This is a genomic window from Virgibacillus sp. NKC19-16, assembly GCF_021560035.1.
Lineage (GTDB): Bacteria > Bacillota > Bacilli > Bacillales > Amphibacillaceae > Virgibacillus_L > Virgibacillus_L salidurans.
Map to the genome: position 1 here is coordinate 3,203,229 of NZ_CP074373.1, position 18,950 is coordinate 3,222,178.

General features: G+C 38.3%; 15 protein-coding genes and 3 pseudogenes. 8 read left to right on the forward strand and 10 right to left on the reverse strand.

Annotation, left to right across the window (positions count from 1 at the left end):
- Window positions 1–219: 219 nt before the first annotated feature.
- On the forward strand, window positions 220–1,167 hold the full coding sequence (locus KFZ58_RS16115; protein WP_235792309.1) for a glycine betaine ABC transporter substrate-binding protein: 948 nt from the start codon (window positions 220–222) through the stop codon (window positions 1,165–1,167).
- 336 nt (window positions 1,168–1,503) lie between these two features.
- On the opposite strand, the gene KFZ58_RS16120 is transcribed toward KFZ58_RS16115, so the two are convergent.
- From KFZ58_RS16120 to KFZ58_RS19410, 4 genes and pseudogenes are all read right to left on the reverse strand, one after another.
- Window positions 1,504–1,788 carry an SMI1/KNR4 family protein gene (locus KFZ58_RS16120; protein ID WP_502654442.1) on the reverse strand — a complete coding sequence of 95 codons (285 nt, stop codon included), beginning with the start codon at window positions 1,786–1,788 and terminating at the stop codon, window positions 1,504–1,506.
- Window positions 1,789–2,008: 220 nt separating this feature from the next.
- Window positions 2,009–2,464: pseudogene (locus KFZ58_RS16125) on the reverse strand (YrhA family protein).
- Window positions 2,430–2,639: pseudogene (locus KFZ58_RS19405) on the reverse strand (T7SS effector LXG polymorphic toxin); the annotation flags it as partial. The pseudogenes KFZ58_RS19405 and KFZ58_RS16125, both read right to left, overlap by 35 nt.
- Window positions 2,640–2,729: 90 nt before the next feature.
- Window positions 2,730–3,189, reverse strand: a pseudogene (locus KFZ58_RS19410) (DUF4274 domain-containing protein).
- 133 nt (window positions 3,190–3,322) lie between these two features.
- Between KFZ58_RS19410 and KFZ58_RS16135 the strand changes: the two are divergent.
- From KFZ58_RS16135 to KFZ58_RS16145, 3 genes are read left to right on the forward strand one after another with little or no spacing between them, the layout of a single operon-like run.
- Window positions 3,323–4,072, forward strand: a complete 750-nt coding sequence (locus tag KFZ58_RS16135) for a DeoR/GlpR family DNA-binding transcription regulator (RefSeq protein WP_235792311.1) — start codon at window positions 3,323–3,325, stop codon at window positions 4,070–4,072.
- A complete protein-coding gene (pfkB, locus tag KFZ58_RS16140) occupies window positions 4,069–4,986 on the forward strand; it encodes a 1-phosphofructokinase (RefSeq protein WP_235792312.1) in 918 nt (305 codons plus the stop codon). The genes KFZ58_RS16135 and pfkB overlap by 4 nt, the downstream gene beginning before the upstream one ends.
- A 20-nt stretch (window positions 4,987–5,006) precedes the next feature.
- Complete coding sequence (locus tag KFZ58_RS16145; RefSeq protein ID WP_235792313.1) at window positions 5,007–6,881, forward strand: PTS fructose transporter subunit IIABC; 1,875 nt, start codon at window positions 5,007–5,009, stop codon at window positions 6,879–6,881.
- A 377-nt stretch (window positions 6,882–7,258) separates the two neighbouring features.
- On the opposite strand, the gene KFZ58_RS16150 is transcribed toward KFZ58_RS16145, so the two are convergent.
- Window positions 7,259–7,576 carry a hypothetical protein gene (locus tag KFZ58_RS16150; protein WP_235792314.1) on the reverse strand — a complete coding sequence of 106 codons (318 nt, stop codon included), beginning with the start codon at window positions 7,574–7,576 and terminating at the stop codon, window positions 7,259–7,261.
- 150 nt (window positions 7,577–7,726) lie between these two features.
- Between KFZ58_RS16150 and tagD the strand changes: the two genes are divergently transcribed.
- Window positions 7,727–8,131 (forward strand): glycerol-3-phosphate cytidylyltransferase, encoded by a 405-nt coding sequence (gene tagD / locus KFZ58_RS16155; RefSeq protein ID WP_235792315.1) that lies wholly within the window; start codon window positions 7,727–7,729, stop codon window positions 8,129–8,131.
- Between the two features lie 200 nt (window positions 8,132–8,331).
- Window positions 8,332–9,369: an LCP family protein gene (locus tag KFZ58_RS16160; RefSeq protein WP_235792316.1), complete on the forward strand. Its 1,038-nt coding sequence runs from the start codon at window positions 8,332–8,334 to the stop codon at window positions 9,367–9,369.
- Between the two features lie 52 nt (window positions 9,370–9,421).
- On the opposite strand, the gene KFZ58_RS16165 is transcribed toward KFZ58_RS16160, so the two are convergent.
- The 3 genes from KFZ58_RS16165 to KFZ58_RS16175 all read right to left on the reverse strand — a co-directional run bounded on the left by KFZ58_RS16165 (window position 9,422) and on the right by KFZ58_RS16175 (window position 12,888).
- A complete protein-coding gene (locus tag KFZ58_RS16165; RefSeq protein ID WP_235792317.1) occupies window positions 9,422–10,507 on the reverse strand; it encodes a glycosyltransferase family 4 protein in 1,086 nt (361 codons plus the stop codon).
- Between the two features lie 191 nt (window positions 10,508–10,698).
- On the reverse strand, window positions 10,699–11,208 hold the full coding sequence (locus KFZ58_RS16170) for a YfiT family bacillithiol transferase (RefSeq protein ID WP_235792318.1): 510 nt from the start codon (window positions 11,206–11,208) through the stop codon (window positions 10,699–10,701).
- A 156-nt stretch (window positions 11,209–11,364) separates the two neighbouring features.
- The gene (locus tag KFZ58_RS16175; protein ID WP_235792319.1) at window positions 11,365–12,888 is read right to left on the reverse strand and encodes a flotillin family protein; all 1,524 of its coding nucleotides are present in this window, start codon (window positions 12,886–12,888) and stop codon (window positions 11,365–11,367) included.
- 453 nt (window positions 12,889–13,341) lie between these two features.
- On the opposite strand from KFZ58_RS16175, the gene KFZ58_RS16180 reads away from it, so the two are divergent.
- Window positions 13,342–15,285: an LTA synthase family protein gene (locus KFZ58_RS16180; protein WP_235792320.1), complete on the forward strand. Its 1,944-nt coding sequence runs from the start codon at window positions 13,342–13,344 to the stop codon at window positions 15,283–15,285.
- Window positions 15,286–15,850: 565 nt separating this feature from the next.
- Window positions 15,851–16,306, forward strand: coding sequence for a CBO0543 family protein (locus tag KFZ58_RS16185; protein ID WP_235792321.1), 456 nt, complete (start codon window positions 15,851–15,853; stop codon window positions 16,304–16,306).
- 130 nt (window positions 16,307–16,436) lie between these two features.
- On the opposite strand, the gene KFZ58_RS16190 is transcribed toward KFZ58_RS16185, so the two are convergent.
- Window positions 16,437–17,126: a nucleotidyltransferase domain-containing protein gene (locus KFZ58_RS16190; RefSeq protein WP_255695126.1), complete on the reverse strand. Its 690-nt coding sequence runs from the start codon at window positions 17,124–17,126 to the stop codon at window positions 16,437–16,439.
- A 269-nt stretch (window positions 17,127–17,395) separates the two neighbouring features.
- Window positions 17,396–18,739 carry an RNA-guided endonuclease TnpB family protein gene (locus KFZ58_RS16200; RefSeq protein ID WP_235792323.1) on the reverse strand — a complete coding sequence of 448 codons (1,344 nt, stop codon included), beginning with the start codon at window positions 18,737–18,739 and terminating at the stop codon, window positions 17,396–17,398.
- Window positions 18,740–18,950 lie beyond the last annotated feature (211 nt).

Consider the following 18,950-nt stretch of genomic DNA (forward strand, 5'->3'; position numbering starts at 1 on the left):
GGTAAATTCACTAGCATCTATAGGTATATTCAACCAGCAAATCAAGTGTATCATTCAATAAAATAGAGAAATTATGCGAAAAGACAATTTGCAACTGGTTTAAAATGCGCAAACGCTTATATTTACCCAAATAGAAAATATTATTGTATTTGTTTTAAGAGAATTCCTACAGTATACTATCTCTATCATAAATAAAAAAAGGAGAGATTAAATTACATAATGTGGAAACAAAAAAGAATCTTAGGACTATTGGCTGTTATTACGTTAACTATAGTGCTTGCAGCATGTGGAAACAGTAATGAAAATAACGAAAATAGTGAAACAGAAGGATCAGAAGATAACAACACCAATAGTGAAATCGAACTCGGACAGACAGAACTTCAGCTCGGAAGCGATGATTATGTGTCCAACCTAGTGAATACATATTTGGCTAAACTCTTACTTGAAGAAATCGGTTATACGGTCGAAGTTAACCAAACGGATGTTGGTGTACAATATACCGGCTTAGCTGACGGAGCTACAGATGTAATTGTTGGCGCATGGCTACCAAATACACATGGCAGTTATTGGGAAGAGTATCAAGATGACCTCGTAGAAATCGGCACCGTTACAGAAGAAGTAGAACTCGGCTTAGTTGTCCCCTCTTACATGGAGGATATTAATTCTATTGAGGATCTGAGAGACAACACAAATGATATTGGTGAACAGCTTGAATGGGAAATCACCGGCATCAGCCCGGGAGCCGGTCAAATGCAATTAATGGAAGATTCAGTGATTCCGGGGTATGAACTGAATGATTGGACACTTGTAGAAAGCTCAGGTGCTGCCATGTCCACTTCCTTAGGAGATGCCATTAATAATGAAGAGCCCATCGTTGTCACGTTGTGGACACCTCATTGGACCTTCAATGAGTATGATTTAAAAATCTTAGAAGATCCACAAAATGCATTTGGTGACCCAGACGATATATTATCAGTATCACGAACAGGATTTGAAGAAGATGCACCGGCGGCACATCAGCTTATCAGTCAATTTAGCATCACGAAAGAAGATACACAGGAAATGATGTTTGACGTTCAAGAAGGAATGGATCCGGAAGCTGCTGCACAAGCATTTATGGATGAAAATCCGGATTTAGTAGAGGAATGGTTAGACGGTCTTAATTAATAGATGAACGGAAGTCATAGCTCCATCAAAGCCATTGCTATGTTACGTGCCAAAAAAGCCTGATAGAACAATAAAATGCACCCTATAGAGCAGACACTTTAAAAAAGCTACCTATAGGGTACTTTTTATATTTGCTAATCAAGACTTAATTTATATTTAAACAACTGATCTTCTTTCTATATCAAATATACCAATAGTTACACCGTGTCCAGGTTATAAAGGTAGAACATTCTCCGGAGCAAGTTCAAAAGATATATGTTTAGAACTGACCCATTCAAGCATCACTATTTACATGCGCGTTTGTAAATGTACGAATCAACAAGCACTTTTATACTTCTAGTTACCTTTATACAATATACTTAGAAATTCATCAAAGTTCTCAGAACAGTAATAAGTTACTGGATCTAAATCACCTGATTCCTCATGGTCCCATACACAAACAGTAGGGTGGTTATCAGATTCTCTATAATCTAAACATAAATAATCCCCGGCAAACAATATAGCTATAGGTAATAAATCAACCCCAACTAAATCTTCATTATCGGTAAGCCGCACTTCAATACGAGTCAATGTTACATCAATATCATAAACACCGTAGTCATTTTCTTCAGTGTTTTCCAAAACACATAAAAACCTGTCTATTGCATACGAATGATCTGCTGTATTAAATTCATTTTTTTCTGGTACCGCCGTTATATTTTGATAACAGATCTCTAAATACTATTGGAAGACTAATTCCCCACGTTTTTTCTTCTTTCTCAATAAAGTTTCCTTCTGGTAATGGATATACTATGGAATTAAACTTCATAAAAACTCCCATTTCGCTTTTTAAATTGTTAAGTTATATAATTGTTTCAAGCGCATCGGTTATCATAGTATCAAAGTCTTTGTATGATTCTATTAATGTTTCTGACGGCTTATCAAGTTCTACATACATCTTGTCATCCAAATCATAGCAATACCAAGCAACATCTGAATCCCCAAAAAATACATATTTTCTTTGTCATTCATTCTCATGCCAAAGTTCATTTGTCTCAATAAAACCATATATTTCTTCTTCTATTTCTTTATCTAAAAAAGCTTTATCAACTCCATAAATCACTAATCCATTAAAGTCTAACCCATTTACATTTTTTAAAAAATTTATATATTGCTTAGGAATTATAATAGTATTTATATTTTTCTTGAAATTTTTTATTCTTTGAATTTCCTGATCAGATACTGGATTTCTTAGTTTACTTCCATATTTATTTTCAAATTTTTCAACCTCGGTTAATAAGTCTTTTAAACGAGTCATATACTTTCCCCTTCTTTAAAATGGCACAGGAAACCATTCCGCCAAGTTCATTGATATAGGTTTGCATGATATCCAGATCATTTTGGGATTTATCCAGCGCTTTGATGCTTTCGGAATCAAACCTATGTAATTTCTCCAGAGTGATGTTCACCTTTTTCCTGCCCGCCTGAGTCTGATGGAAAAATTCCGTTCACCTAATGTCGATGAATCACCTAAATAAATTAAACCTTGACAAGCAATTGCCAATCAAGGAAGTAATACAGTTTTATATTTTAGGTATTTCAACTATTTCACCTGGTGATTTTTCTATAAGCATATCAGGAATGTCGAAATCTTTTTTCTTAAGTTTGAATTTTTCGATTTTAGATAAACCAGGGTCAAAAGATATATTTTGAGAACTGAATTCTCTATTCACTAGTTTATTATAAACTTTATTTAAATAATTTTTCCACTCTTCTAAGGAAGAATTTAAAACTTCTTCAGGTTTTTCTAACTTTCGGTAGCCATCCGAATAATAAAACATTAGCAAACCTGTACCAAAATCACAAAACTTATTTTCCAAAATAGCTTCTGGTATATTAAACCCGTTATTCCAATTATAATTAGCAGCAAAAAAAATGAAGAATTAAAGGATTATCTAATTTTCTTATCTGTTTTACTACATAGTCTTCGTCTGTACTATAAAGTAATTCCTCAAGTAAAATTATTTCTTCTCCATTTTCCATAAAATTAACCTCCTTACTATTCATTACTAAATAAAATATTATTCTCACACCGTCATTACAAACAAAAAAAACGGTTTATGATTGTTTTTGATTGTTTTTGGTGTTATTATAATGGTAAAGGAGGGGTAACGGGATGTTAACAGAAGAACGGCATGCATTTATCTTAAGGATGTTGAAACAGGACGGGATTGTGAAGTCACAGGATTTAATGAAGCGGATTGGCTGTTCAGAATCAACGATTAGAAGAGATCTGGGACAGCTTGAAAATGAAGGAAAATTAAAACGCATCCATGGTGGTGCAAATCGGACATATCAATTGGATGAGGAATTAACTGCTTCTGAAAAATCATTCAAAAACATTCAAGAAAAAGAATCGATTGGAAAATTGGCTGCGTCTCTTATTGAAGTAAATGATGTCATATTCATGGATGCTGGTACGACAACCCTTGCATTAACCCCCTATTTGAAAGATAAAAATATCACTGTTGTGACAAATGGCATCCAGCATGCTTCAGCCCTTGCCGAGCAACAAGTTCAAGTTTATCTGATTGGCGGAATGATCAAACATTCGACAAAAGCCATTATAGGTTCTGACAGTTTGAATACATTGCATAACTATCGTTTTAACAAAGCATTTTTAGGCATGAATGGGATTGACGCAAGTTTTGGATGTACGACACCCGATCCTGAGGAGGCAGCATTAAAGAAAATGGCGCATCAACAAGCTGCTGCCACCTTTGTTTTAGCAGATCATTCGAAATGGGATAAAGTAAGTTTTGCAAAGGTATTTGATATGGAGGAAATATCCATTGTGACAGACTATATAGAAAGTAATATGCAGCACTACAAAGAAGAAACAACCATTTTGGAGGTGAAGCAATGATTTATACGTTAACGCTCAACCCTTCCATTGACTATGTCATTCACGTCAACCATTTAAATCTTGGGGGGCTGAACAGAATGGATAATGAGATGAAATTCCCGGGTGGCAAAGGGATTAATGTTTCCCGTATCCTGCATGAATTGGAATACGAAAATACAGCATTGGGCTTTCTGGGCGGTTACACCGGTGACTATGTAGCAAAACAATTGCAAAACGATGGGATAAATACAGATTTCATCCCTATTCAAGGTGAAACGAGAACCAATATTAAACTTAAATCAGATAAAGAAACGGAAATTAATGGCCACGGACCAGATATTTCACCCGCAGAGACGGACAAACTCATGCGCCAACTAGGAAAAATAACTCGTCAGGACACGGTTGTTTTATCAGGAAGCAAGCCTGCTTCTTTGCCTGGGAATTATTATCAAAAGCTGGTGGAACAAATTGTAACTGCAAACGCCACGTTTATTATCGACACAACAGGAAATGCCTTGCGATCAGCTTTGGCCTATAAACCGCTACTGGTGAAACCAAATGTGGAAGAGTTAGCGGAGATGTTTGGTGTTGTTTTGAACAATCGGGAAGACATCATATATTACGGGGAAAAATTATTGGATTTAGGAGCGAAACATGCCATCGTTTCCATGGCTGGAGATGGTGCACTGCTTTTTACAGCAAATGGAATTTATTACGGATGGAGTCCAAAAGGGGAAGTCAAAAACTCTGTTGGTTCAGGAGACTCCATGATCGCAGGATTTACCGGTAAATATATGAAGACAAATGATGCGAGTGAAGCATTCCGAATGAGTCTGGCGACAGGAAGTGCTACTGCTTTTTCTGATGATTTGGCTAAACGTATGGATATTCTCCCCTTGCTGGAAAAAGTAGAGATTAGCCGTATTGATAGATAAAAAAGAAAGGATTTGAGACCATGAGAATCAATGATTTATTGCGTAAAGATACCATGATCATGGATATGCAGGCTGCAGATAAGCCTGGTGCAATTGATGAAATGGTTCAGCGTCTTCAGGAAAATCATGTGATTAATGATTCCAAGGCATTTAAAGAAGCAATTTTAAAAAGGGAAGCGCAGACATCCACCGGCTTGGGTGATGGGATTGCCATGCCACATGCTAAAACAAATGCTGTCAATGAACCAACAGTGCTTTTTGCCAAAAGCAGGGGCGGACTAGATTATGAAGCACTTGATGGGCAACCGACGTATCTGTTTTTCATGATTGCGGTGCCGGATGGTGCGAATGATACACATTTACAAACCTTAGCAGCACTTTCCAAAATGCTAATCGATCAAGATTTTGTTGAACAATTAAAACAAGCTAGCTCCCCGGATGATGTCCATGCTCTTTTTCAGCAAGAAGAAACAGAAAGTCAGCCGGAAGCAGACGATCAGGAGACTGATTATTCTAAGCAGGAGAGCGACAAGCCATTCGTTGTAGCGGTTACAGCCTGCCCAACAGGAATTGCTCATACCTATATGGCCGAAGATGCTCTAAAGAAAAAAGCCACTGAGATGGATGTAAATATCCGGGTGGAGACGAACGGATCAGATGGTGCCAAAAATGCACTGACGAATGAAGAAATTGAAAAAGCGGCCGGTGTCATTATTGCTGCAGATAAAAATGTGGAAATGGCTCGTTTTGATCGAAAACCTGTACTGGAAAGACCAGTTAGTGATGGAATTAATAAAGCAGAAGAATTAATTACAAAGGCAATCAATCAAGATGCTCCTACGCTTCAAGCGGAAAATGTCAGTGATGCGGATAGTGAAGCAGAAAAATCATCTTCCATCTGGCGGAAAATTTATAAAGATTTGATGAACGGTATCTCTCATATGCTTCCATTTGTCGTCGGCGGCGGAATCCTGATGGCAATCTCCTTTTTAGTTGAAGGCTTCCTGGGAAGCGATCATGAACTTTTTGAGTTCTTTAATGTTGTTGGCAGCAATGCATTCTACTTCCTGATCCCGATACTTGCCGGTTATATTGCCATGAGTATCGCAGACAGACCCGGGTTGATGCCTGGTCTTGTCGGTGGCTTGATGGCAGTTAACAGTGATGCTGGCTTCCTCGGCGGACTTGTTGCAGGTTTCCTTGCTGGTTATCTCGTTCTTTTAGTGAAAAGAGCCTTTCGTGGATTGCCGAAGTCACTGGATGGTTTAAAATCAATCTTACTTTATCCAGTCGCAGGACTTTTTCTTATCGGGATTTTTATGTACTTTCTCATCGGACCTGTGTTTGCGACGATCAATACAGCAATGGTTACCTTCTTGGAAAACCTCGGTACAGGGAACGCGGTGATTCTTGGTGCATTGCTTGGCGGTATGATGGCGATTGATATGGGTGGCCCTTTTAACAAGGCTGCTTACGCCTTTTCCATCGGGATATTTACTGAAACTGGAGATGGAAGCCTTATGGCAGCTGCGATGGTAGGCGGGATGGTCCCGCCGCTCGCGATTGCATTAGCAACCACATTCTTTAAAAATAAGTTTACGGAAAATGAACGGAAATCAGGCGTCACGAACTATGTCATGGGTCTCTCTTTTATCACAGAAGGAGCCATTCCATTTGCCGCGGCAGATCCGATTCGCGTTATCGGCTCGTCCGTACTGGGCGCAGTAACTGCTGGTGGTTTAACACAGCTTTGGAGCAGCACTATACCGGCTCCCCATGGAGGCATTTTTGTGATTCCATTAGCAGATAACGCGATTCTTTTCCTAGTTGCCCTACTCATCGGAGCGGTCATCTCCTCCCTGGTCCTTGGCCTTTGGAGAAAACCGGTAGAATAATGGGGTAGTAATATATGCCAGAAGCAGGAGAAGAACTTCTCCTGCTTCTGCTATGTTAATCCTCTGCAGTAATTCCTCCATCAATAGGAATTACAGTTCCAGCGATATAACTGGATGCATCACTCAACAAATACTACTTTATCTATTTCTCCTAAACGTCCCATCGGAACAGAGAATCAAATGCCGGATCGATGTTTTTTGACATCCTTCAACGTCCGTATTGAATCGGATAAAAATACAGGAGTATCTATAAACGCCCGTTTACTATCACGATAATCTTCAATATGGTGCCGCCCCTATCAAAAAAGCAACTTTCAAAATATCCACCCCTGCTTTTTTACATAAAAAAGCGTATTGGACACTCGCACCCGATTGTTTTACAATACGCCCCTATTCCGATATAAAAACAGCGTAAGTGCATTTAATAAAATGGTAACAACGACAAGCACTGTTGAAGCAACAGCTACAGCACGCATTTCAGACAGAGCAGACCAGTCTTTAATGTTTACCAAGTAAAGGTTATAAAAAATTTGTAAACATATTGCGATAGCGCAAGCGCTGAAACTGATAATGGTAAGAGCAATCCATTTCTTATTCATCTGTTTTTTACCTACCACAAGATTAATAATAGGAATTATCCAAGCTACTAATCCAAGTACCAAACTGCCGATGTTAAGCCAACCAGCATCGAACATATTTCATACCACCTTCTTTTTATTCAAATTCCCGCAGATTAACACCCTAGTAAGACTAGCGCCTCCAACTGTACTAGTCTTTTCTTATTTTAAAAATGCTAATGTACGAAGACCGATATCATGTTATACTATGAACTGGAGGTGCCTTCGATGAAGAAAATAATCACCTATGGAACATTTGACTTAATTCATAGTGGTCATATTCATATTCTTCGCCGCGCCAAAGAGATGGGCGATTATTTAATTGTGGGCCTCTCAACTGATGAATTTAACATGAAAAAAAGCAAAGAGGCATATTATAATTATGATGATCGTAAATTGATTATGGAAGCTATTCGCTATGTTGACATGGTAATCCCGGAGAAAACATGGGATCAAAAAATCACAGATGTGAAAAAGCATGATATTGATACTTTTGTTATGGGTGACGATTGGAGAGGCGAATTTGACTTCTTACATGAATATTGTGACGTTGTTTATTTGCCAAGAACGAGGGGGATTTCCAGTACTCGCATTAAAAATAACATGATTCACCTGCGAGATGACCTCTATTAACCTCGTTACGCACAACTTTTTTAAAACTCCAAACACCCTATATACAGTGAGCTCCGATTTAATTCTATAATTCTTACAAAATTGTAATCTAATTTTAATTTACTAATCAAGCAATTCATAGTAAAATAGTAGATGGTTTTGCATGCGAAGTTTGACATTACTTGCTGAAAAATGTCAGAAGCCTTAAAAGGAGAATTTATATGGTTAAAAATAATCCTGATCCAACAAGAAGCGGAAGAAAACGAAAACGAAAATTACGTAAAAGAGCATATCTTATTCTCATACCTCTTATTGCTTTTGTAGCAGTATTAAGTTATGGAGCGTATTTATATATTAAAGCTGATACTGTTTTATCAGATTCCCATGTAGATGACGGAAGAGAAAAGTCAGATCTACGAGAGGTAGCAGTTGACCCTACTGAAGATAATGTTTCTATCCTGATTATGGGAGTGGATTCAAATAATCACCGGGATAATGCAGAGAGCGCGCGAACGGATGCGCTCATGCTGGCAACACTTAATAAGGATGACAACAGCGTCGAATTAGTTAGCATCCCCCGTGATTCCTATGTGTATGTCCCGGAAGTCGGTTATGAAACAAAAATTAACCACGCACATGCACATGGCGGAACGGAAGCAACGGTAGAAACGGTTGAGAATTTGCTAGAAATTCCCGTTGATTATTATGCAAAAGTTAATTTCCATGCATTTGTTGACGTTGTTGATGCCTTAGGCGGAATAACTGCTGAAGTACCATACGAGTTCACAGAGTCCAATTCCATGGATGAGCGTGGCGCCATTCACCTATATCCTGGCGAACAGGAGTTGAATGGAGAGGAAGCTCTCGCCTTAGCACGTACCAGGAAGCTCGATAATGATATCGAACGCGGTAAAAGACAGCAAGATCTTATAAAGGGCGTTGTAGATAAAGCATTATCTGCAAATTCTATATTAAAATTCGATGATGTCATCGAAGCTGTTGGGGATAATATGGTTACAAACATGACATTTGGTGAAATGAGAAGCTTCATCTCTTATGCGACCAACAGCGAAGACTTAGCTATTAACACTTCCACACTGGAAGGCTATGATTATCAGCCGGCAGGTACGTATTACTGGCAACTGGATCCTGTTGCACTAGATGAGACACAAACCAAATTACAAGAGCACCTAGACATCGCAGACAGTACAACAGTTGAAAATGAGAACGAAACCGAAAAAGCATCAGGCGCCTATTAAGAAAAAAGAAGCTGCTAATCCCAAATTGGGACTAGCAGCTTCTTTTTATTTCCTATTTCATTTTATCTAAGTTCCTAATCCCTACTAATCTACGAAAACCGTCCAAGAGTGGTTGACGATTATAAATCGTCACACCAGCAATTTCTGCGATTAACTGAATGCCTATGATAATGACACCAAATAGGAAGAGCGATGTCAAAAGCGTTGCACTGTTAAAGATAATCGCCATAAGTCCGAAGAATACACTAAATGCATAAATGATCAAGACCGAGGCGCGATGCGAATAGCCCATATGCATCAACTTATAATGAATATGCTGCTTGTCCGCTGTAGCAATTCCCTGATGATTGATCGCGCGGCGAATAATGGCAAGTATCGTATCAAAAACAGGAACAGCAATAACGATAATCGGGACAATAAAACTAAAGAACGCCACATTTTTAAACAGCCCAAGCATCGCCACAATCGCTATCGAATAGCCGAGAAACAATGCCCCTGTATCCCCCATAAAAATCTTCGCTGGATGGAAATTATGAAAAAGAAACCCAATACAGCTGCCTATTAAAATAACACTCAAATAAACGACGACAAGTCGATAATCTATAAACGCCATTACGAGAATACTAGATAGTCCAATTGCCGATACACCAGCAGCCAGCCCGTCCAAACCATCAATCAAATTAATCGCATTCGAAGCTGCCACAATCCAAAGTATGGTGAGGATAATCCCGAAATCATCCATATACACCGTACCCGCAAAAGGTAACGTCAGCTTTTCAATAACAAGCCCGGAAGACACAACCACAAGCGCTGCAGCAATCTGCCCGGCTAACTTATACAATGCCCTTATTTCAAACATATCATCCAGCATTCCTGTGATGACCATGATGCATGCCCCAATAATTATCGCGTTCATCTGTTCATGCATCGGCTGCAAATACATAAATCCGGTTGCGGCACCTATAAAAATTGCCAGCCCGCCCATACTAGGACGCGCCCCATTATGGGCCTTTCTATTATTATCCGGTTTATCAACCACGTTTAATTTTTTTGCTAGTTTACTAATCAGCGGTGTTACAAGTAGCGATGTTGCACAAGATATGACAAAAGCAATAACCAACTCACTTATATTCCACATAGGCACACCTACTTCATGATTATCTCGTTTCTTTGTTCTTGTTTATTTTATCATATATTTAGGAAATGTATAGGCTTTGGAAGTAGTTTTACTTTTTTTGTGTCGTGTGAACATGGGAGGATAGGGAGTTGGGAAATTAATAAAAAAATTGGCTTAACGAAGTTCGATAAGCCAATTCCATACAGATTGTATTATTTTGATAACGCGATCTTTATATGGGCTAAATGATGCTCTTCGTGCCAAGCTAATTTCGCAACTTTTGTTGCAACTGTTATCTCCCCGTTATCCCTGTGGGTAAAAGCTCGGGTCAATTGCTCTTCAGATAAACTATGTCCTAAAGATACGATGCGCTCATTTATACCCTCTAGCATTTTAATGGAACTTTCTATAGGAAGCTTTGTATCCGGCAGAACAGCCCATTTATCTTGATCAAAAGCTGGTACTGTTGGATTCTCATCTGTTAAAGCCAGCTTCAAACGTTGATACATGTTCAACTGAGAATCTGCAATGTGATGAACAAGCTCGCGAACTGTCCAGCTGCCATCACGATATTTTCTGCTTAATTCCTCATCACTTAATGAGTCAACCGTTTCTCTTAATCGAGTTGTGTAAGTTTCGATCTCCTTTAGCCATTCTTGAATATTTTCTAATGTTACTTTTTCAGGAACTTGTAATGTTCCAATTGGAAATCTTAGATCCATTTTCAACCCTCTTTTCCCATTTACTTAATTAATAGTATATATATTACTTTAAAATCCTCTCTTCATTCTACCATACAAGCCACCTGTGGAGTAACAAAGGTGTTGCTAATTAGCTTGTTGCTCATACTGTAATCAACATTTTTCCCGGATTATATTTCATTGAGACTCCGAATTATCTGTTTTATCCTCATCGTCTTCTTCCACTGCAACAGAGGCTTCGGTTAATCCCTCTTGAAGCTGTTGCCCTTCTTCTTTATTTAACGAATCAGCAATGTCGCTCACTTTTCCTTTTAAATTATTCTTTCCAGAAAGGTTATTCACTATTTCATTTAGATCTAAACCAGTCATTTGCGACAAACTTTCCTGAAGGTTCGTCATCATACCCGTAACACTTCCCGGTAAATTTGAAACTCCGTCACCGTTTCCTCCATCAAGAATACGAATAGAATCCACATTACTCAATGGTTCGGACACAGCCTTCGCAAATTCCGGTAGCATTTCAATCAGCATCTCCGTCATCATTACTTCTTTATGTTCGTTTAGCGCCTTCGCTCGTTTCTCAATGGCCTCTACTTCTGCTTCACTTTTCATTTTAATAACTTCTGCTTCCGCCCGGCCTGCTTTTTCTTGTGCTTCAGCTTCTGCTTGTGCAGCTTTTACTCTTTCGTTATACTCTGCTTGAGCTTTTGCTTGGCGAACTTTAACTTCTTCCTCTTCCAGCTTAACTTGGCGTTCCCGCTCTAATAACTGCAGGCGCAATTCTTCTTCTTTTTCCTGACTCACAATTTTTAACCGTTCTTTTTCGACCTCAATTTCCCTTTCTGCTCGTTCTAAGTCATATGCAGCTTCCGTTCTTGCTTTTTCTTTTTCTGTTTCTGCCTTTATTTGCGCATCGTTAATTTCTTTTTCTTTACGTGATTCAGCTATAGCAATCTCTCGATCATATTCTTCTTTCTTTACTTCCTCATTCATTTGGGCACTATGTACTTTTGTTTCTCTTAGGTTCGTTGATTCAGCAATTTCAGCTTCTTTTTTCACTTGTGCAATTTTAGGTCTACCCAGGTTTTCCAGGTAATTTTCATCATCTTCCAAATTAGTTAGTCCTAAGGAAGTAATACGGAACCCCATATCATCCAGTTGTTTCTGCGCAATTTTTCTAACTTGTTCATTGAAACTTTCTCTATCACTATTAATTTGTTCTACTGTCATTTTTGATAGAATTGCTCTTAAATTTGAACCAAGAACTTCAGAAATATCTGATTCAATGTCGTCCTGATCTCTTCCTAAAAATTGCTCGGCATATTTCACGATTCCTTCAAGTGTATCTGCCACCTTAATTGTTGCTACAGCTTCCCCAAAAATCCCTACACCTTGTTTTGTATAAACTTTTGGTGTTTTAATCTTCAATTGGAAAGCATTTAGGGAAACAGGTGTATGTGTTTGAAACATTCTCAAACGATGACCGCCGCCACGAATAACCTTCATATACCTTCCTTGATCATCTTGGAAAATATTTGATTCCTTTTCCGGATCTCCCAATTTCGTACCAGTTATAATCAGAGCCATATTAGACGGAACGGTCTTGTATTTTAACTTCATATAAATGAACCAACTAATACCTCCTAATATTACTAATAAAACTACTCCGATTAATATTGGTACAGTAGTTAAAAAATCCAAATAAACATCTCCTTCTCGTATAATTATTGACTCCATTAACCTATTAATGTAACATCCCTATGATGCAGAAAAAATTTTAAAAAATCAAGCCTAATTCCATGTTTTTAAACGTAGCATAGAGGTTTTTTACTGTCTTAAATAGTTTAAATGGTGTGTCCCTTCAATTCGGCTGACACAGCAGAGGAAGATGTTGAATTCGATTTAGCGCATTTAAATAATAAGAATATTTTGATAAAAAATCGACTGGTGACATCGTACTTATATAGGTTGTAAATATTTCATGTAAATTTCACTAGTATTAGAAAGGCATATGGTGTATAATAAGAGTTTACAAGAAATCATTCATACAATTATTTAAGAATTATATAGATTGTAGTCAAGCAAGAATAGAAATAATGAACATTGCTTAGACGAATTAACTTTTTTAGAAAGACTTATCAGGAGGAAAGGAAAATGAAATTTAAACAACCTAAAATACCATTGTTTATAATAGCCACCTTATTAATGGGGCTTAAAACTTATATTGTTTACCGGTTTATGTTTAATTTAGGAATAGAAAACCAGCTGCAGGAGATTATTTTATTTATTAATCCATTTGTATCTGTTTTTCTGATCTTTGCATTAAGTGTCTGGTTTAACAAACAATCACGGCAAATGAAATTTATCAGATATACTGCACTGATAGGAACGCTGATTATTTATGCAAATCTGGTATTCTATCGGTCATTCAATGATTTTATTACGCTGCCACAATTGTTCCAGGCAAGTAATATGAGCGATTTAGGCTCCAGTATTTTAACGTTAATTCAGCCTTATGACTTGCTGCTTATCGCTGATGTTGTAATCATCTGGTTGTTAAGCAAAAGGAAACAGGATAAGGTGTCAGTCAGCTTCCAAAAAAGCGGAAAAGCCTTTGCGCTTGCTATATCCTTATTATTACTTGCAGGTAATTTTTTCCTTGCTGAAACGGAAAGACCGCAGCTATTGACACGCGGTTTTGACCGTGAAGTTCTCGTGAAGAATATGGGAATATTTAATTACCATATCTATGATGTGGTTCAGCAGGCAAAAACAGAATCCCAGCGTGTATTTGCGGATGGTAATGGATTAAATGAAATCAAGGATTATGTAAATGAACATGTGAAAACCGATGAAGTTTCTGACCTTGAAGGAGTGGCAGAGGATAAGAATATTATCCTGATTAATGCGGAATCCGTCCAAAGTTTTCTTATCAATAACGAAATGGATGGGCAAGAGGTTACACCATTTATGAATAGTCTAACCGAGGATGAGGATACGTACTATTTCGAAAACTTCTATCATCAGACAGCACAAGGGAAATCTTCCGATGCTGAGTTTCTAGTGGATAATTCACTATATCCGCTGCCAAGTGGCGCTGTATTCTTTACACACGCGGGTAATGAATACAATGCACTACCGGAAACGTTAAATGAAAATGGCTATACTTCTGCAACGATGCATGCAAATAATAAGAGTTATTGGAATCGAAATTCGATGTATGGAAGTCTGGGCTATGACAAGTTCTTTGGTGAAGAATCCTATAACGTAACACAAGAAAATGCCGTTGGCTGGGGATTAAAAGACAAGCCATTCTTTGAGCAGTCCATGGATCACCTGCAATCACTGGAGCAACCATTTTATTCGAAAATGATTACTTTAACCAACCATCATCCGTTTGAAATTGGAGAAGAGGATGCCTCCATTGGTAAATATGATTCCAATTCGGCCACACTGAATAACTACTTTCAGACATCCCGATATACGGATGAAGCAATTGAAGAATTCTTTGGGCACTTGAAAGAATCAGGGTTATATGAAGATTCCATTATTGTAATCATGGGTGATCATGATGGAATTAGTCAAAATCACAATCAAGCAATGGCCCAATATCTGGATAAAGAGGAAATTACGCCATATGATACTGCCCAATTGCAGCGTGTACCATTATTTATTCATATTCCTGGTCACGGGGAAGGTGAAGTGAAGTCTGAAGTTTCGGGGCAAATTGATCTGAAACCAACATTGCTTAGCATGGCGGGTATTGAAAACGAAAATGATATTCACTTTGGTAATGATCTCTTCGTGGATGATCGAAAAGGTTATATTGCCTTTAGAAATGGTGATTTTGTCAGCGAAGAATATGTGTACGCTGGCGGAACATGCTATAATCGCCAAACAGGCGAACCTATAGAACAAAATAATACGGACGACGGTACAGAATCTGAATCTCAATCCACTAACGAGTCTGAATCTGAGGCAACAAAAGGCTGTGCACCGATCAATGACAAAGTCAGTAAAGAATTAGGTTACTCGGATGATATAATCTACGGTGACTTATTCCGATTTGTTGAAGATCCTCAAGGTGAAAATAAATAAACCCAAAAAGGAGCTGCTTCCATACTATGCGAAGCAGCTCCTTTTTTTACTTTTTCAGAGGGTATACCTTTGCAAGAGAAATGCTGTGGAACAGATTAAACCGCTCTCAAGAGGAATAAAAAGAGCCACTGACTTCCTTGCTGCTCCAGAAAAAAAGGAGTTTGATGAAAGGATTACATAACAAAGAGTTAATTGATGCATATTACAGGCAAGAGTTGTTTAATCGAAGAATTTGTTTTATTACTTAAAGAGGATGTTCAAAAAGTCCGGTAAAAATAACACTTCGGCAGAGGACCTTCTACTAAAACCGTCCACATCCTGTGGGCAACGCAGAAATCACCACAACACGCGAGAAGCTCGTTGGCTTGTTTCTCCGCTCCTTGGAAAAGGAAATCACTTTTCCTGCGTGCAAGAACGTTTGCTCGAAACTACACCGCCTCGAACTTTCGACGCACAGGACGTGGCGAACTTAACCGACGCGGTCCTTTTTATCCTCCTTTTTGAACACGCACTTAAAGGCTTAAAGCAGAACTATAAGGTATTCATTAGCATGAAGGAGCTGCTTATGGAAAAAATAATTTTATGGAGTTCATTTATCGTTGGGGTGGCAATGCTTTTTTTTAGTTTACGAAAGCTGCCACTTATAGATTGGCTGATTATTTTTTTGTTCACTAGTTATCTCTCAGTAATTGCCGGTACAGTTGTTGTAGAAGAAAAAATGCTCGCTTACCCTGTTAAAATTTTTGAAAAGCATTTCGAATCGAGCTTGCAATTTGAAATGCTTACATTACCAGTCATTTGCCTCTATTTTTATCAAACAACTTATCACTCAACATGCACCGGAATCTTCCTACAAGGTGTATTATATACCTCTGCTTTAACCTTGGCTGAAATTTTATTGGAAAAGTATACTGACGTAATTGAATACCATACATGGACATGGATGTATACGTTTATAAGCGTCTTTACCCTAGTCATTTTCGTTCGTGTCTTCATAGAATTCGTACATAAAAAAACTTAGCAATGCAGCAACGCATAAACGTAAGTTCCTTCTTTTATTAAACAATATGGTCCTACAATGGTGATTTGGATGCTGCCCTTTATTATGCAAGTGCGCCCGTTCGTATTGCGGAAGATTTTCGTTATCATGTTTAGGAAGTAATCCGTGCTTCACGTTTGAAGTTTGCAGTGAGCCATTTATCCTCGCTCATCAATACTTTATGGACGTGTTTACGGCTTGTGGGTGGCTGCTCTATCCATTTCTGCAAGGTACGAATAATTGGGGCCTTATCTGGAAAATACCGAATAAAAACATCAGACTGTTCATCAAGTCTAGTTGACCAAATTTGAGATCGGGCCATCACCATTGAATAATATGTTCGAATGAGCTTACGCGCAATGTTTTGTGAAAGTATTTTAAACTCCTCTATTGGCGCTGTTTCTAACCGGTGAATTGTTCGATCAAAAACTTCGCTAAAGTCACCATTAAAACTAACTGCTATCTCAGAAGTAAGCTTGTAAGGGCCGAACTGTTCTCGAAGATCCTCTCCATATACACAAACGCATAGTTCCTTCAGAAAAGCCTGTTCGTAGTAATTCATTGCATCCATTACATAATCGTAATTTGCTACAGCTATCCCAACATCGCGAACTATATAACGATATTTTTGAGATAATACATTCGAGATTTCTTTTAACTCCACCCTCTCTTCATTACTCAGCGTACTATTGAAAACAACTAAAAGGTCCAGATCTGACTTAATAGCGATCGCATCACCTCTTGCAACACTTCCATATACGTCAACGTACCCCCACTGAAAACCTTGTGGTTCCCCTTTCAGTGGGGGCTTGGGTTAGCCACTCAGGTCTCCTCGCTACATGCTCTAGACGATTTGACGCTCTGAATAGCAAGCACCGTTAAGCACTCCCCAAACACTGTTTTTGGTTGATACTGACGACAAACGATCGCTTTCCCACTTGCACCACCCCTTTCAAAAAAGAGCCGTTCTTCCTTTAGGAAAAAGCCACCACTCAGATTGCTCTGGCGTGTACTACAAGCCCCGACAAGTCGGGTACACATGGATGGTTGACGCACCCACTAAGCTATGCGCTAAGCAACAGCTTTACGTTTTTGTACTTCCAATTTGATTGGCGTTTTAACTTTAAGATCTTCGTCCAATTCAACCATTTTTGATTTATGCAAAATATTCAATGCCCCGTTAACGTCAGCGTGAATACATTGTCCTGTTTTACTTCGATACAGACCACGATTGATACGTTTACCACTGAAGGTGTAGTTCGATTTATCATTTTTCGACCAAACAGGAATCGTATCTTTGTCTAGGAAACTAGCCTTTGATGTATAGCTTTCTTCTTGCTTCACGAAACGAACACCCTCTTTCAAGCATTTATTTTCGATGGCAGAAATCAGCTTATAGAATGGAATTTGAACAAACTTCTGATTGCTCTTTTTCCCTATACGGGATGCTTGCTTCCAACCAGCGTTGTAGCCGACAACAATCGTATCAATGTTTAATGCTTTTACTTTTTTGAACAGGAGTCCTACAGCTTGTGAAATATAACCGTTGATTTGACTGTCACGTTTGTGCCAAAGTTTCGCCATACGGTTCGTTACGACACGTTTTGAAATACCGTTTTCGATATTTTTCTGTTGCAGATTGCTTATCGTTTTGTTGAAGTATTGGTTGATGGACTTTAATTTTTTGCCGTCAATCAGGAACGTATCGCCATTGTTTGTTGCACAACTCATCATTAGGTTTACACCTAAATCGCAACTCAAAGCGTTCGTCGTTGTCGTTGGTTGTTTCTTCATCTGAGAGATCTGCATTTCATAAATGTAATGCACCTCAAAGAACCGACCTTTTTGCTTTGGTACGATTTCAATGTATGATATTTTCTTGTTAAACAAGTTTTTAGGCATACGAATTTTAATAGAACCGAAACGTTTTCGAAATGCCACGTTCATCGGAATAGCCCAGTATCCGTCTTTATCCACTTTTGGAATTTGGTAGATTTCAATGATGCGTTTATCTGTAGCGTATGAATATTTCGGAAATTTAGGGTGACCAGTGAACTCCTCTGGGTCTTTTTTCCATTTTTTCAGAGCTTCAAAAAAGCTCTTCACTTCTACATACAATGTTCTGCGAATGGCTTGAACGGAGTTTGATTGAACGGCCCAATAGTTAACATCAGCTCGCATTGCAGCGTCAACTTCCTTTGCGGCCGGGATCTTACCGTTGTTTAAATAGTTTTGTTTAATCGTGTATAATCCAACATTACGCAATGCCTTTGAGCTATGCGACATACGTTGAAGCAGACGGAACTCTTTAGCCGTAAGACTACTACGTCCAATATTTTGTTTCTGTGTAAAACGTTGAATGTTTTCGGTTTTCTTTTGTTTACGCAATACTTTAACGGCTTTCTTTCTAGTCATTGTGTTCACCACCTTTCTCAGCGAGTCAAATAGGGATTATTTTGATAGACGTGGCACCTATTGTCTAATTTCTTTATCATAATAATACACTTCTTATCTATGACTATTATATCATTGGACAAAGGGGTATGCGAATTTTTGTTCGCCAAAAAAGTAAGAAAATACAAGAAACGTGTTCAGCCTATCGACTGACGACAATTCATCTCCACCT